The sequence below is a fragment of the uncultured Paracoccus sp. genome (assembly GCF_947496875.1).
GTDB lineage: Bacteria > Pseudomonadota > Alphaproteobacteria > Rhodobacterales > Rhodobacteraceae > Paracoccus.
Genome location: NZ_CANMEH010000003.1, coordinates 377138 through 390480 on the forward strand (window position 1 = coordinate 377138; position 13343 = coordinate 390480).

Annotated in this window: 13 protein-coding genes; 5 read left to right on the plus strand and 8 right to left on the minus strand. The window is 67.8% G+C overall.

Translation table 11 applies throughout. The annotated features are described in order from the left end of the window. The first annotated feature begins 36 nt into the window (after window positions 1-36). Together eda and Q0938_RS06255 are read left to right on the plus strand one after the other, a co-directional pair. Window positions 37-702: a bifunctional 4-hydroxy-2-oxoglutarate aldolase/2-dehydro-3-deoxy-phosphogluconate aldolase gene (gene eda / locus Q0938_RS06250; RefSeq protein ID WP_299360295.1), complete on the plus strand. Its 666-nt coding sequence runs from the start codon at window positions 37-39 to the stop codon at window positions 700-702. After that, entirely contained in the window at window positions 699-1916 is a 1218-nt protein-coding gene (locus Q0938_RS06255; protein WP_299360297.1) for an MFS transporter, read from the plus strand. The genes eda and Q0938_RS06255 overlap by 4 nt, the downstream gene beginning before the upstream one ends. 48 nt (window positions 1917-1964) lie before the next feature. On the opposite strand, the gene xseA is transcribed toward Q0938_RS06255, so the two are convergent. Beyond that, the gene (gene xseA / locus Q0938_RS06260) at window positions 1965-3665 is read right to left on the minus strand and encodes an exodeoxyribonuclease VII large subunit (protein WP_299360299.1); all 1701 of its coding nucleotides are present in this window, start codon (window positions 3663-3665) and stop codon (window positions 1965-1967) included. 128 nt (window positions 3666-3793) lie between these two features. Between xseA and purD the strand changes: the two genes are divergently transcribed. Further along, window positions 3794-5068, plus strand: coding sequence for a phosphoribosylamine--glycine ligase (purD, locus tag Q0938_RS06265; protein WP_299360300.1), 1275 nt, complete (start codon window positions 3794-3796; stop codon window positions 5066-5068). 40 nt (window positions 5069-5108) lie between these two features. Here purD and Q0938_RS06270 read toward each other — a convergent pair whose 3' ends face one another. After that, entirely contained in the window at window positions 5109-6128 is a 1020-nt protein-coding gene (locus Q0938_RS06270) for a ribose-phosphate pyrophosphokinase (protein ID WP_299360302.1), read from the minus strand. A gap of 94 nt (window positions 6129-6222) precedes the next feature. Between Q0938_RS06270 and Q0938_RS06275 the strand changes: the two genes are divergently transcribed. Continuing rightward, window positions 6223-6846, plus strand: coding sequence for a 2-hydroxychromene-2-carboxylate isomerase (locus Q0938_RS06275; protein ID WP_299360303.1), 624 nt, complete (start codon window positions 6223-6225; stop codon window positions 6844-6846). Then, the gene (locus Q0938_RS06280; protein WP_366942733.1) at window positions 6843-7619 is read left to right on the plus strand and encodes an alpha/beta hydrolase; all 777 of its coding nucleotides are present in this window, start codon (window positions 6843-6845) and stop codon (window positions 7617-7619) included. Before Q0938_RS06275 ends, Q0938_RS06280 begins: the two co-directional genes overlap by 4 nt. Before the next feature lie 9 nt (window positions 7620-7628). Here the strand turns inward: Q0938_RS06280 and Q0938_RS06285 are convergent, their stop codons facing one another. The 6 genes from Q0938_RS06285 to Q0938_RS06310 all read right to left on the minus strand — a co-directional run bounded on the left by Q0938_RS06285 (window position 7629) and on the right by Q0938_RS06310 (window position 13088). Further along, a complete protein-coding gene (locus Q0938_RS06285) occupies window positions 7629-7973 on the minus strand; it encodes an H-type lectin domain-containing protein (RefSeq protein WP_299360306.1) in 345 nt (114 codons plus the stop codon). Window positions 7974-8134: 161 nt separating this feature from the next. Next, window positions 8135-8584 (minus strand): F0F1 ATP synthase subunit epsilon, encoded by a 450-nt coding sequence (locus Q0938_RS06290; RefSeq protein WP_299360308.1) that lies wholly within the window; start codon window positions 8582-8584, stop codon window positions 8135-8137. 9 nt (window positions 8585-8593) lie between these two features. Continuing rightward, complete coding sequence (gene atpD, locus Q0938_RS06295) at window positions 8594-10063, minus strand: F0F1 ATP synthase subunit beta (protein ID WP_299360310.1); 1470 nt, start codon at window positions 10061-10063, stop codon at window positions 8594-8596. Between the two features lie 20 nt (window positions 10064-10083). Continuing rightward, window positions 10084-10974 (minus strand): F0F1 ATP synthase subunit gamma, encoded by an 891-nt coding sequence (locus Q0938_RS06300; protein ID WP_299360312.1) that lies wholly within the window; start codon window positions 10972-10974, stop codon window positions 10084-10086. 12 nt (window positions 10975-10986) lie between these two features. Beyond that, the gene (atpA, locus tag Q0938_RS06305; protein WP_299360313.1) at window positions 10987-12522 is read right to left on the minus strand and encodes a F0F1 ATP synthase subunit alpha; all 1536 of its coding nucleotides are present in this window, start codon (window positions 12520-12522) and stop codon (window positions 10987-10989) included. Further along, window positions 12522-13088: a F0F1 ATP synthase subunit delta gene (locus Q0938_RS06310; protein ID WP_299360365.1), complete on the minus strand. Its 567-nt coding sequence runs from the start codon at window positions 13086-13088 to the stop codon at window positions 12522-12524. Before Q0938_RS06310 ends, atpA begins: the two co-directional genes overlap by 1 nt. Window positions 13089-13343 lie beyond the last annotated feature (255 nt).

The window sequence follows — 13343 nt, forward strand, 5'->3', positions numbered from 1 at the left end:
GGCGCACGGTCCGCGCAGATTCGAAAGGAAGCCGGCATGACCCCCGAGAGCCAGTCCAGGCGCACGCGCGAGCTGTGCGCCCTTGCCCCCGTGATCCCTGTGCTGGTCGTGCCCGATGCGGCCGGTGCCGTGGATCTCGCCACCGCCCTGATCGGCGGCGGGCTGCCGGTTCTCGAGGTCACGTTGCGGTCCGACGCGGCGCTGCCCGCGATCCGCGCCATGGCCGGTGTGCCGGGCGGTCATGTCGGGGCCGGCACGGTGCTCAGTGCCACCGATGTCTATCGCGCCAAGGAGGCCGGCGCGACCTTCTGCGTTGCGCCCGGACTGACCGACGCGCTGGTCGCGGCCTGCGAGGACGCGGCGCTGCCGCTGCTGCCGGGCGTCGCGACGCCGACCGAGGCGATGATCGCCCGGGACCACGGCTATGACATGCTGAAGCTGTTTCCGGCCGAGGTCGTCGGCGGGGTGGCGCTTCTGCGCGCCCTGAATGGACCTTTGCCGATGCTGTCCTTCTGTCCTACCGGCGGCATCACCGCCGACAATGCCGGCAGCTACCTGTCGCTGCCCAATGTTCTCGCGGTGGGCGGCAGCTGGGTCGCCCCCGATGCCGACCAGCGCGCCGGGAACTGGACCGCTATCGGCGATCGCGCCCGCGTCGCAGCTCGGCTGCGGGAAGGGACGAGCCGGAAATCCGGGGCATGACCGCGCAGACGGCCGACCTGCGCCGGGCCTGGCGCAACATCTTGGTTCTGGCCGCTGCGCAGGGGATCCTCGGCGCGCAGATGTCGATGATCTTCATCACCGGTGGCCTTGCCGGACAGATGCTGTCGCCGAACCCGTGTATCGCGACGCTGCCCGTGTCCATGGTGATCCTGGGGTCGGCCCTTGCCGCGCGGCCGCTGTCCGGCCTGATGGCGCGGCGCGGGCGGCGCTTCGGCTTTTCGGTGGCCTGTCTGGTTGCGGCCGTGGGTGCGGCTCTGGCGGTGCTGGGCCTGCGGCAGGGATCGTTCTGGTTGTTCACCGCAGGCACGATGCTGAGCGGCGTCTACATGTCGGCGCAGGGCTTCTATCGCTTCGCCGCGACAGACGCCGCCCCGGCCGACCTGCAGCCCCGCGCCATCGGCCTGGTGCTTGGCGGCGGGCTGATCGCGGCGATCCTGGGACCGGCGCTGGTCCGGGCGACCTCGGAAACGACCCTGATCCCCTTTGCAGCGACCTATGTGATCATCGTCGGGCTGAACCTGGCCGGACCGCTGCTGTTCGCCCTGCTGGACAGCCCCCGTCCGGTCGTCGCCCGGTCCCGCTCGACCGAGGGACGAACACTTGGCGAGTTGCTGCGCACCCCGGAAATCGCCGTGGCGATGATCTGCGCGATGGTCAGCTATGCCCTGATGAACCTGGTGATGACCTCGACCCCGCTGGCGGTGGTCGGGTGCGGTTTCTCTCCGTCCGATGCCGCGGACGTCGTGTCGATGCATGTCATCGCGATGTTCCTGCCGTCCTTCTTCACCGGGAATCTGATCAACCGCTTTGGCGCCCACCGCATCGTGGCAGTGGGACTGCTGATCCTTGCCGCGTCGGGGGCTGTGGCGCTGACCGGCGTCGCGCTGGCGCAGTTCCACCTTGCACTCATCCTGCTGGGGCTGGGGTGGAACTTCGGCTATATCGGTGCGACGGCAATGCTGACGTCCGCGCATACCCCGGCCGAGGGCGGGCGCATCCAGGGGATCAACGACGCCGTGGTGTTCGGGGGGGTCTTCGTCGCCTCGCTAGCGTCCGGCGGGCTGATGAACTGTTCCGGCGGCAACCCGGGGGCCGGCTGGCAAGCGGTGAATTTGGCCATGCTGCCGTTCCTGATCCTGGCCGGGGGGGCGCTGATCTGGCTGACGCTGCGGCCTAGAACCAGCAGCGCCTGACCGGCCTGTTTCGGCCCACGCCCTCCGCGACGCATGTCTCGGCGTGGGTCAGAACAGAGTCTTCTGCCCCGCCGTTGGCGCTGGCTTGCGGGGTTTGGCGCGCGGCTGATCACCCTCAGGCCGGACTGGCACGGTGCCGTCGTGGAATTCGATCTGCAGCTGCGGCGCCCGCGACGCCGGTTCCGACGATGTCACGATGCCGTCCGGGCCGCGGATGACCGCAAAGCCCCGTCGCAGCGTTTCCGTGTACCCCAGCGTCTGGCGCAACCGGTCCAGCCTGTCGAGCTGGCCGCGCCGATCCGATGTGATCCGCGGGCCCTGCTGATCCAGCCGCCTACCGACAGCACCAACCGCCGACTGCCGATCCAGCTGGGCGCGCCGTGCATCCGCGACCATGCGCGCCCGCGCGGTCGCCAGCCGCCGCGACAGCTGCGCCACCCCGTCGCGCTGCGCCCGCCACCTACGCTCGGCGGCGGGGCCGAAACGCAGATCCAGCCCCTCGTACCGGCGACGTTCCGCAACCACCTTGCGGGACAGACTGCCGAGCGAGAGCATTGGAAGGGCGCGACGCTGGTCGGCGATGCCCCGCGCCGGGGCGGCCAGGAAGCGCAGCACCAGCTGATCGAAGCCCGTTCGGGTGGTCCGGGTGAAATCGCGCAGTGCAAAGATCGGCAGGTCCAGCGCCGTGACGCTGTGCCGCTTGCTGCGGACGAAGCCGCGCAGCGCGGTTTCCAGCCGGGGCCCGGTCAGGTCCAGCCGCTGCCGCGCCGTCTCGGTCGCCGCCTGCGGACGCCCCAGGCCGCGAGCGAGATCGGACAGACGTTGCCGCGCGGTGGCATCGCGTTTCCCCGTGGCGCGCATCATGCGGGCCCCGGCCTCGGCCAGACGGGCGGCCAGGTCCGCCCGGACGGGCACGCCCAGTTCTGCGGCGGCCGTGGGGGTCGGCGCCCGGAGGTCGGCGACATGATCGATCAGCGTGGTATCGGTTTCGTGCCCCACAGCCGAGATCAGCGGAATCGTGCCCTCGGCCACGGCACGGACCACCGCTTCCTCGTTGAAGCCCCACAGATCCTCGATCGAGCCGCCGCCACGGGCGACGATGATCAGGTCCGGACGCGGCACCGGCCCGCCGGCCGTGATGGCGTTCAGCGCCCGGATCGCGGTCGCCACCTGGGGCGCGCAGTCGCGGCCCTGGACGGCTACCGGATAGATCAGGACCCGCGTCGGAAAGCGATCGCGCAGGCGATGCAGGATGTCGCGGATCACGGCCCCGGACGGCGAGGTCACGACGGCGATCACCCCCGGCAGGAATGGCAGGGCTCGCTTGCGGTCAGGGTGGAACAGGCCCTCGGCATCCAGCTGCCGGCGGCGCTGTTCCAGCATCGCCATCAGCGCCCCGATGCCGGCCGGCTCGACCTCTTCCACCAGCAGTTGGTAGCGGGATTGCCCCGGGAACGTGGTCAGACGGCCCGTCGCGATGACCTCCAGCCCCTCTTCCGGGCGATGTCCCAGGCGGCAGGCCGTGGCTTTCCAGCAGACCGCTGCGATTACCGCGCGATCGTCCTTCAGATCGAAATACAGATGCCCCGATCCCGGGCGCGACACCCGCCCGACCTCGCCCCGCACGCGGATGCGCCCGAACTCGCCCTCGATCACCCGCTTGATCGCCCCCGAAATCTCGGAAACCGTCAGGGGGGGCGCATTGCCGGGCGCCGGGCTGCTGTCTGGGCCGTCTTCGAACAGATCCATGTCAGCCAGATGACGTGTCGGACCGGTGTTTGACAAGGCCGCAGTGACGCTGCCCCGTGCGGGGCTTGTGGGGCTGGCATCGCTTGCCTATCAGCACCTCAACCCGGGCGCACGAGGGGCAGAGTGGCATGAACATCCTGATACTGGGCAGCGGCGGGCGCGAACACGCGCTGGCCTGGGCGATCCGGCAGAACCCGAAATGCGACCGGCTGATCGTGGCCCGGGGGAACGCCGGGATCGCGGCAATCGCGCGCTGCGCCAGCCTGGCGATCGAGGATGGATCGGCCGTGGTCGCGTTCTGCGAGGAGCACGCGATCGACCTGGTGGTGATCGGACCGGAAGCGCCACTGGCCGCCGGCGTGGCCGACAGCCTGCGGACGGCCGGCATCGCGGTCTTCGGCCCCTCACGTGCCGCTGCAATGCTCGAAAGCTCCAAGGCATTCACAAAGGAAATCTGCGACGCCTGCGGCGCGCCGACCGCCGCCTGGGCACGCTTCACCGATGCCCCGTCAGCCCGCGCCCATGTGCGTGCGTCCGGAGCGCCGATCGTGATCAAGGCCGACGGGCTGGCGGGCGGCAAGGGCGTGACCGTCGCCATGTCCGAGACCGAGGCGCTGCAGGCGGTCGATGCCGCCTTTGGCGGTGCCTTCGGCGCGGCAGGGGCCGAGGTAGTGATCGAGGCGTTCATGACCGGCGAGGAAGCCTCGTTCTTTGTCCTGTGTGACGGCACCACCTGTCTGCCGATCGGCACTGCGCAGGACCACAAGCGGGTGGGCGAAGGCGACACGGGGCCGAACACAGGCGGAATGGGCGCCTATTCCCCTGCCCCGGTGCTGACGCCCGCGGTCCAGGCGCAGGTGATGGAGCGGATCGTCGAGCCGACGATCGCCGAGATGTCCCGCCGCGGCACCCCGTTCCAGGGGGTGCTGTATGTCGGGCTGATGATCGAGAACGCGGAGGCGCGGCTGGTCGAATACAATGTTCGCTTCGGCGATCCGGAATGCCAGGTGCTGATGATGCGACTGGGCGCGCAGGTCCTGGACCTGATCCAGGCCTGCGCCGAGGGCAGGCTGCATGAGGTCGGCGTCACCTGGGCGGATGATCACGCCCTGACCGTGGAGCTGGCCGCCACCGGCTATCCCGGTGACTACGTCAAGGGCACCGTGATCCGCGGGTTGGAGGAGCTGCCCGAAACCGCCACGCAGATGATGTTCCACGCCGGTACGACCGAGGCTTCGGGCCAGACGCTCGCGACCGGCGGCCGGGTGCTGGCCGCCACCGGGCGCGGCGCGACCCTGGCCGAGGCGCGAGACCGGGCCTATGCGCTGGTCGACGCGGTGGACTGGCCGCAGGGATTCTGCCGGCGCGACATCGGCTGGCGGGCGCTGCGCTCGGAAGCCTGACAGGAGGGCCGCGCGGGCCGACTACATGTCGTTGCCGCGCTCAACTGGCGGAATACATGCCTTCGTAGATCGGCTGCAGCGTGTCCAGCTCGAACAGCGAGCTGACCGACGTGCCGTTCCAGATCGACATGATCGCCTGCGCGAACAGCGGCGCGGTCGGGACGATGCGGATGTTGCGGGCATTCTTGACCGCCTCGGGCTGCGCGATGGAATCGGTGACCACCAGCGACTTCATGATCGACCCTTCGATCCGCTCGACTGCGGGGCCCGACAGAACACCGTGGGTGATGTAGGCATGCACCTCGGTCGCGCCGTGGTCGGACAGCAGTTGCGCCGCCTTCACCAAGGTGCCGGCCGTGTCGCAGATATCGTCCACGATGATGCAGGTCTTGCCCGCCACGTCGCCGATCACGGTCATCTCGGAGATCTCGCCCGCGCGTTCCCGGCGCTTGTCCACGATCGCCATCGGCGCGTTGATCCGGGCCGCGATCTCCCGCGCCCGTGCCACCCCACCGACATCGGGCGACACGATCATCAGGTCGTCCAGCTTGCCACGGAAATTATGCAGCACGTCCAGCGAAAAGATCGGCGCGGCATAGAGGTTGTCGACAGGGATGTCGAAGAACCCCTGGATCTGGGTCGCGTGCAGATCCAGGGTCAGCACCCGGTCCACCCCGGCCTCGGTTATCAGGTTGGCGACGAGCTTGGCGCTGATCGGGGTCCGCGCCTTGGCGCGCCGATCCTGGCGGGCATAGCCGAAATAGGGGATCACCGCGGTGATCCGGGCGGCGCTGGACCGGCGCAGCGCATCCGCCATGATCAGCAGTTCCATCAGGTTGTCATTGGCGGGGTTCGAGGTCGGCTGGACGATGTACATGTCCTCTCCGCGGACGTTCTCGTACACCTCGACAAAAATCTCCTGGTCGTTGAACCGCTCGACCCGCGCATCGACCGGCGTGACGTTCATGCCGCGATGCATGGACATGCGGCGCGCCACGGCCAGCGCCAGCGGGCGGTTGGCATTCCCCGCGATTAGCTTGGGTTCGGTCATGGCGGGCATGTGCATCTCCGGATCAGGCAGGGAATCGCGTGATTGCGGACGCATTAACACCGGGCTAGCGTGCCGGCAAACCGGCAGGAGGTGAGAAAAGGACATGACGCAGATCGACTACTACTTCGGTACGATCAGCCCGTGGGCCTATCTTGCGGGTGATCGGCTCGAACAGATCGCCCGACGACACGGCGCGCTCGTCACCTATCGTCCGCTCGACATCCTTCAGCTGTTCGACCGCACCGGGGGGGTGCGTCCGGCCGACCGCCACCCATCGCGGATGGAGTACCGAGCCCAGGAACTGCCCCGGTGGGCGGCTCATCTGGGCATGGAACTGCGGATGGACGTGCCGATGACCAACATGGCCCCGTCGTCCTATGCCATCATCGCGGCGCAGGCGGCCGAGGGCGCGGATGACCAGCGCCCCCCCGAATCGCGGGATCGGATCGGAAAACTGGTGCGCGGCTTTCTGAGCGCGCGTTTCGTGGAAGGGCGCGACATTGCCGATGATGCGGTAATCCGCGACGTGCTGACCACGCAGGGGTTCGATCCGGGACTCGCCGACCGGGGCCTGTTCGTCGGGGCAGAGGAATACGGCCGCAACCTGGAACGCGGCGTCGAGGCCGGCGTGTTCGGGTCGCCCTTCTACGTCGTTCGCGAGAGCGGGCAGAAATTCTTCGGTCAGGACCGGCTCGAGTTTCTGGACCGTCACCTGGCGCAGAGGTGACGGCCGTCCACCACCGCCACTGGCCCGGAGACCGGGACCGCCCGGCCCTTGCACTGCACTGCATGATGGGCAGCGCGTCGTACTGGGGTCCGATCGCGCAGCGGCTTGGGGGCCGCGTGGACCTGCGTTCCTTTGACATGCCCAGCCACGGGCGCAGCAAGCCCTGGCAGCAGGACATGTCGGACTTCCATACAACGATCACACGCATCGCTGCCGACCTCATCGACGGTCCGATCGACCTAATCGGTCATTCTATCGGCGCGACGGTGGCGCTGCGACTGGCGGTCGACAGGCCCGAGTTGGTGCGCAGCCTGACGCTGATCGAACCGGTCCTGTTCGCCGCCGCGCCAGCCGTTCCGGCCCAGGCCGAAGAACATGCCTCGCTCGTCGACCTGCTAGCGCAGGACCGTCGGGACGAGGCGGTTCGGCTGTTTCTGGATCGCTGGGGCGGGCCCGGCGGGCTGGACGCAATGCCCGAGGCGGTGCGGCCGGCGCTGGAGCGGCAGATCGAGCTGATCGTCGAGACCAGCCCGACCCTGTCGCAGGATCGTGCCGACATCCTGCGCGAGGGCGGGCTGGAATCCATCGAGGCCCCGGTGATGCTGATCCGCGGCGGCGATTCGCCGCCTCACATGGCAGAGATCCTTGCGGCGCTTTCCGGCCGGCTGGGTGATGTGGGTCGGGCCGTCGTGCCCGGGGCCGGACACATGCTGCCCCTGACTCACCCCGATCAGGTGGCGGGTCTGATCGGTGCAAATCTGGATCGCGCCTGACGCGCCTGGTTACAGGTCGAAATCGTCGCTGTGCCGGACCGGTCCGAACGCGATCCATTCCGCCCGCACCCGCGCAACCCGCGTATCACCCCAGGTGCGAAAGACGATGTCGAACCCCTTGGGGGTAATGCGTTCGGCGCCGATATCCACACGCTGGTTCGAGCCGCCTTCGATGTCCCACATGCCCAATGCGACATGCACCAGCGGGGGTGTAAAAAAGGGTTCGTCGAAGGTGATCGGGGACCGCACGGCGCGGGCGCCCTGCCCCGTCCACATCTCGCCACCATCCTCGAAAGCGGAGAACAGCAGCTTCGCACCACGGGCGATCCCCACGGCAGCATGCCCGAACTGCATCGACGCGCCCCTCAGATCATGTCCCGGTGGCAAGATGTCGGTATTCGACGGGTGAGGACAAGGCAGAACGACCATGGCCTCCTGACCGGCGCGTGGCAGAAAAAAAGGCGGCCCCACAGGGGCCGCCGGAAACCAATTCACGGTCACGACTCGGCGCAGCTTCAGTCCGGGACGGTCGACTGGTTCGGGTCCAGACCGATATGGGTGCCGAGCGCCTGCATGTCTGCCAGCAGCTTGACGGCGCTCGCCACGACCTCGGCGCCGGCGTCGTCGCCCCGCGCCTCGGCCGCCTGCCGGGTGCGGTGCGCTTCCTGCATCATCTCGTTGAACACGTCCTGGGTCATTTCGTCCCGGGGATGCCCGCGTTCGGCCAGCAGGCTGACGCTGTCGCCGTTGATCTCGGCAAAACCGCCGGTGACCGCGAACTCGGTCGCGGTCCCGGCGCCGTCGACGACGGTGACCATTCCCGGTCGCAGGGTGACGATCGTCGCCGCGTGGCCGGGCATGGCGGTCAGGTCACCGTCCGTACCGGGCAGGCGCACCTCGCGCGCGGCAACGGAGACCAGCCTGCGTTCCGGAGAGACGAGATCGAACTGCATCGTGTCGGCCATCTCGCCCCCTTACGCCGCGTCCGAGGCCAGGCGCTGCGCCTTGGCTTTCACATCCTCGATCCCGCCGACCATGTAGAAGGCCGCCTCGGGGAGGTGATCGTATTCGCCGGCGACCACCGCGCGGAACGAGTTGATCGTGTCCTCAATCGGAACCTGGACCCCGTCGGAACCGGTGAAAACCTTGGCCACGTCGAACGGCTGCGACAGGAAGCGCTGGATCTTGCGGGCGCGGCTGACGGTCAGCTTGTCCTCCTCGGACAGTTCGTCCATGCCGAGGATGGCGATGATGTCCTGCAGCGACTTGTATTTCTGCAGGATGCCTTGGACGTCGCGGGCCACCTGATAATGTTCCTCGCCCACGACCCCCGGGTCCAGGATCCGGCTGGTGGAGTCGAGCGGGTCCACGGCCGGATAGATGCCGAGTTCCGAGATCGCGCGGCTCAGAACGGTGGTCGCGTCAAGGTGGGCGAAGGTAGTGGCAGGCGCCGGGTCGGTCAGGTCGTCGGCCGGCACGTACACGGCCTGGATCGAGGTGATCGAACCGGCCTTGGTCGAGGTGATGCGTTCCTGCATCGAGCCCATGTCGGTCGCCAGCGTGGGCTGATATCCCACCGCCGACGGGATCCGACCCAGCAGCGCCGACACCTCGGACCCCGCCTGGGTGAAGCGGAAGATGTTGTCGACGAAGAACAGAACGTCCGTGCCGGTCGAGTCGCGGAACTGTTCGGCCAGCGTCAGACCGGTCAGCGCGACGCGCATCCGGGCGCCCGGCGGTTCGTTCATCTGCCCGTAGACCAGCGCCACCTGGGATTCCGACAGGTTGTCTTCCTTGATGACACCCGACTCGACCATTTCGTGGTAGAGGTCGTTGCCCTCACGCGTGCGCTCACCCACCCCGGCGAACACGGAATAGCCCGAGTGCACCTTGGCGATGTTGTTGATCAGTTCCATGATGAGCACGGTCTTGCCGACGCCCGCCCCGCCGAACAGGCCGATCTTGCCGCCCTTGGAATAGGGAGCCAGCAGATCGATGACCTTGATGCCGGTCACCAGGATTTCCGACGAGGTCGCCTGCGCGGAGAACTCGGGGGCGCTCTGGTGGATGGCACGGGTTTCCGTCGCCGCGACCGGACCGCGGTCGTCGACCGGCTCGCCCACGACGTTCAGGATGCGACCCAGCGTCGCCTCGCCAACCGGGACGCTGATCGGACCGCCGGTGTCGCGGACGGGTTCGCCGCGGACCAGGCCCTCGGTCGCGTCCATCGCAATGGCGCGCACCGTGTTCTCGCCCAGATGCTGCGCGACCTCGAGGATCAGCTTGCGTCCGTTGTTTTCGGTTTCCAGCGCATTGAGGATCGCCGGCAGATGATCGCCGAACTGCACGTCGACGACCGCACCGATGACCTGCGTGATCTTGCCGGTGGCGCCTTCACGCGACGGCTCGTCGGCCAGAATGTTGCGGGCTTCAGCCTCTGCCATCTTGTTACCCCTTCGTACGGTCAGAGCGCCTCGGCGCCCGAAATGATTTCGATGAGTTCCTTGGTGATCGCAGCCTGACGCGAGCGGTTGTACTGCGTGGTCAGGCGGTCGATCATGTCACCGGCGTTGCGCGTGGCGTTGTCCATGGCGGTCATCCGGGCGCCCTGCTCGCTGGCCGCGTTCTCCAGCAGCGCCGCGAACACCTGTGTCGCGATCGAGCGCGGCAGCAGCTCGGCGAGGATCGCCTCTTCACCGGGTTCGTAGTCGTAGAGACCCGAGGCTCCGCCCGCATCCGCGCCGTCGGCCGCCGCGTCGTCGACCACCGCCGGGATGATCTGGCGCGCCGTCGGGACCTGGCTGATCACCGACTCGAAGCGGTTGTAGAACAGCGTCGCCACGTCATAGTCGCCCGCCGCGAAGCGGTTCAGGATCTCGTCCGCGATAGACCGCGCGTTCTCGTAGCCGACGCGCTTGACCTCGGAGAGGTCCACATGGTGCACGAACCGGTCGGAATAGTCGCGCCGCAGCTGTTCGCGCGCCTTCTTTCCGACGGTCATGATGGTCACGTCGCGCCCCTCGCCGCGCAGTTCCTCGGCCCGCTGGCGCGCCAGCTTGACGATCGAGCTGTTGAACCCGCCCGCCAGCCCGCGTTCGGACGTCAGCACCACCAGCAGATGGCGGCGGTCATCGCCAGTTCCGGCCAGCAGCCGCGGCGCGCCCTCGGCGCCTGCCGCTGCCGAGGTCAGCCCGGCCATGACTGCGGCCATCCGGTCAGCATAGGGCCGCGCGGCTTCCGCCGCGTCCTGTGCACGGCGCAGCTTGGCGGCGGCGACCATCTGCATCGCCTTGGTGATCTTGCGCGTGTTGCGGACGCTGCCGATCCGGTTCTTCAGATCCTTGAGACTGGGCATCTAGAATCCCTCTCAGGCGTAGGACTTGGCGTAGGCGTCCAGCACGGTCTTCAGACGGTCCTCGGCGTCGCCTTTGATCTTGGGATCCTCGCGGGTCAGCCAGTCTAGCACGTCGGCGTGCTGGTTGCGCAGGAATTGCAGCAGGCCCCGTTCCCACTTGCCGACGTCGGAAACCGGAACCTTGTCCAGGTAGCCCTTGGTACCGGCATAGATCACCGCCACGATCTCGGCATTGGTCAGCGGCGAATACTGCGGCTGCTTCATCAGTTCGGTCAGGCGCGCACCACGGTTCAGCAGGCGCTGCGTCGCGGCGTCCAGGTCCGAGCCGAACTGGGCGAAGGCCGCCATCTCGCGGTATTGGGCCAGTTCCAGCTTCACCGGACCGGCGACCGACTTCATCGCGTTGGTCTGGGCGGCCGAGCCGACGCGGCTGACCGACAGACCGGTGTTCACCGCGGGGCGGACGCCCTGGAAGAACAGGTCCGTTTCCAGGAAGATCTGGCCGTCGGTGATCGAGATGACGTTGGTGGGGATATAGGCGGACACGTCGCCGGCCTGGGTCTCGATGACCGGCAGCGCGGTCAGCGAACCGCCGCCATTCGCCTCGTTCAGCTTGGCCGACCGCTCCAGCAGGCGCGAATGCAGATAGAACACGTCGCCCGGATAGGCCTCGCGTCCCGGCGGCCGGCGCAGCAGCAGCGACATCTGGCGATAGGCCACGGCCTGCTTGGACAGGTCGTCATAGATGATAAGCGCATCCATGCCGTTGTCGCGGAAGTATTCCGCCATCGCGGTCGCGGAATACGGCGCCAGGTACTGCATCGGCGCGGGTTCGGACGCGGTCGCGGCGATCACTGTCGTGTACGCCATCGCCCCGGTTTCCTCGAGCTTCTTGACGAGCTGGGCAACCGTCGACCGCTTCTGCCCGATCGCGACATAGAAGCAGTGCAGCGTCTTCATGCCGTCATCTTCACGGCCGTTGTAGTTCTTCTGGTTCAGGATCGTGTCCAGAACGATTGCGGTCTTGCCGGTCTGGCGGTCGCCGATGATCAGCTCGCGCTGGCCGCGGCCGATCGGGATCATCGCGTCCACGGACTTGAGGCCCGTGGCCATCGGCTCGTGCACCGACTTGCGCGGCATGATGCCCGGCGCCTTGACGTCGGCCACCCGGCGCTCCGACGTCTCGATCGGGCCCTTGCCGTCGATCGGGTTGCCCAGCGCGTCGACCACCCGGCCCAGCAACGCCTTGCCCACCGGCACGTCCACGATCGACCGGGTGCGCTTGACGGTGTCGCCTTCCTTGATTGACCGGTCATCCCCGAAGATCACGATCCCGACGTTGTCGGTTTCCAGGTTCAGGACCATGCCGCGGATGCCGCCGGGGAACTCGACCATTTCGCCCGCCTGGACCTTGTCCAGACCGTGCACCCGCGCGATGCCGTCGCCCACCGACAGCACCTGGCCGACCTCGGCCACCTCGGCGTCCTGACCGAAATTCTTGATCTGATCCTTGAGGATCGCCGAAATCTCGGCGGCCTGGATACCCATTAGCGGACCTCTTTCATGACATTCTGGAGGGAAGCGAGCTTCGACCGGATCGAGCTGTCGATCATCTGCGAGCCCAGCTGAACGATCATTCCGCCGATGAGCGATTCATCGACGCGGGCATCCAGCCTGACCTTCTTGCCCGTCTTCTGCGCCAGCGTCTCGGTGAGCCGCTGCTGCTGTTCATCCGTCAGCGGCGCGGCGCTGACCACATCGGCCGTGACCTCGCCGCGCTCGACCGCGATCAGCGACTTGAGCCGCTCGACCAGTTGCGGCAGCACGAACAGCCTGTGGTTGCGAGCCATCAGCCGCAGGGTGTTGGCCAGCACCGGGCCGAGGCCCATGCGATCGGCGATGGCGCCGATGGCGTCACCCTGCTGTTCCCGGGAATAGAGCGGTGACTGGATCAGCGTGCGCAGGTCGTCGCTGTCGCGCAGGGCCTGCTGCAGATCATCGACCTGCGTGGCAAGCTGATCGATGCCGCCCTCGTCCCTGGTCAGTTCGAACACGGCTTGCGCGTAACGGCCGGCGATGTTTGCGGAAAGCGAACCGGAATTGGCCACGTACACCCCTTTGGCTTGCGCCACGACCCGCTGGCCGGGCCGGCGTCTCTGCCGGTCAGTCGCGGGGCGCGGACGAAAGGACGCGGCGACACGTCCCGATAATCTGCGGCGTCTCTAACAGCAGTTCCGTGGCCTGTGCAACTGCAACCAAGGTCCAAATCCGACTGTTTGCGCCCAAACTCGCCCACGCCACGCAGACCTGATGCAGGGGTGGTCCGGCGCCGGAAACATCGACCTGTCGCGGCCCGCCTCGGCCCCGCC

Bases quoted from the DNA above. Each gene is read 5' to 3' on its own strand.
- eda (WP_299360295.1), top strand. From the start codon at position 37: ATGACCCCCGAGAGCCAGTCCAGGCGCACGCGCGAGCTGTGCGCCCTT.
- Q0938_RS06255 (WP_299360297.1), top strand. From the start codon at position 699: ATGACCGCGCAGACGGCCGACCTGCGCCGGGCCTGGCGCAACATCTTG.
- xseA (WP_299360299.1), bottom strand. From the start codon at position 3,665: ATGGATCTGTTCGAAGACGGCCCAGACAGCAGCCCGGCGCCCGGCAAT.
- purD (WP_299360300.1), top strand. From the start codon at position 3,794: ATGAACATCCTGATACTGGGCAGCGGCGGGCGCGAACACGCGCTGGCC.
- Q0938_RS06270 (WP_299360302.1), bottom strand. From the start codon at position 6,128: ATGCCCGCCATGACCGAACCCAAGCTAATCGCGGGGAATGCCAACCGC.
- Q0938_RS06275 (WP_299360303.1), top strand. From the start codon at position 6,223: ATGACGCAGATCGACTACTACTTCGGTACGATCAGCCCGTGGGCCTAT.
- Q0938_RS06285 (WP_299360306.1), bottom strand. From the start codon at position 7,973: ATGCAGTTCGGGCATGCTGCCGTGGGGATCGCCCGTGGTGCGAAGCTG.
- Q0938_RS06290 (WP_299360308.1), bottom strand. From the start codon at position 8,584: ATGGCCGACACGATGCAGTTCGATCTCGTCTCTCCGGAACGCAGGCTG.
- atpD (WP_299360310.1), bottom strand. From the start codon at position 10,063: ATGGCAGAGGCTGAAGCCCGCAACATTCTGGCCGACGAGCCGTCGCGT.
- Q0938_RS06300 (WP_299360312.1), bottom strand. From the start codon at position 10,974: ATGCCCAGTCTCAAGGATCTGAAGAACCGGATCGGCAGCGTCCGCAAC.
- atpA (WP_299360313.1), bottom strand. From the start codon at position 12,522: ATGGGTATCCAGGCCGCCGAGATTTCGGCGATCCTCAAGGATCAGATC.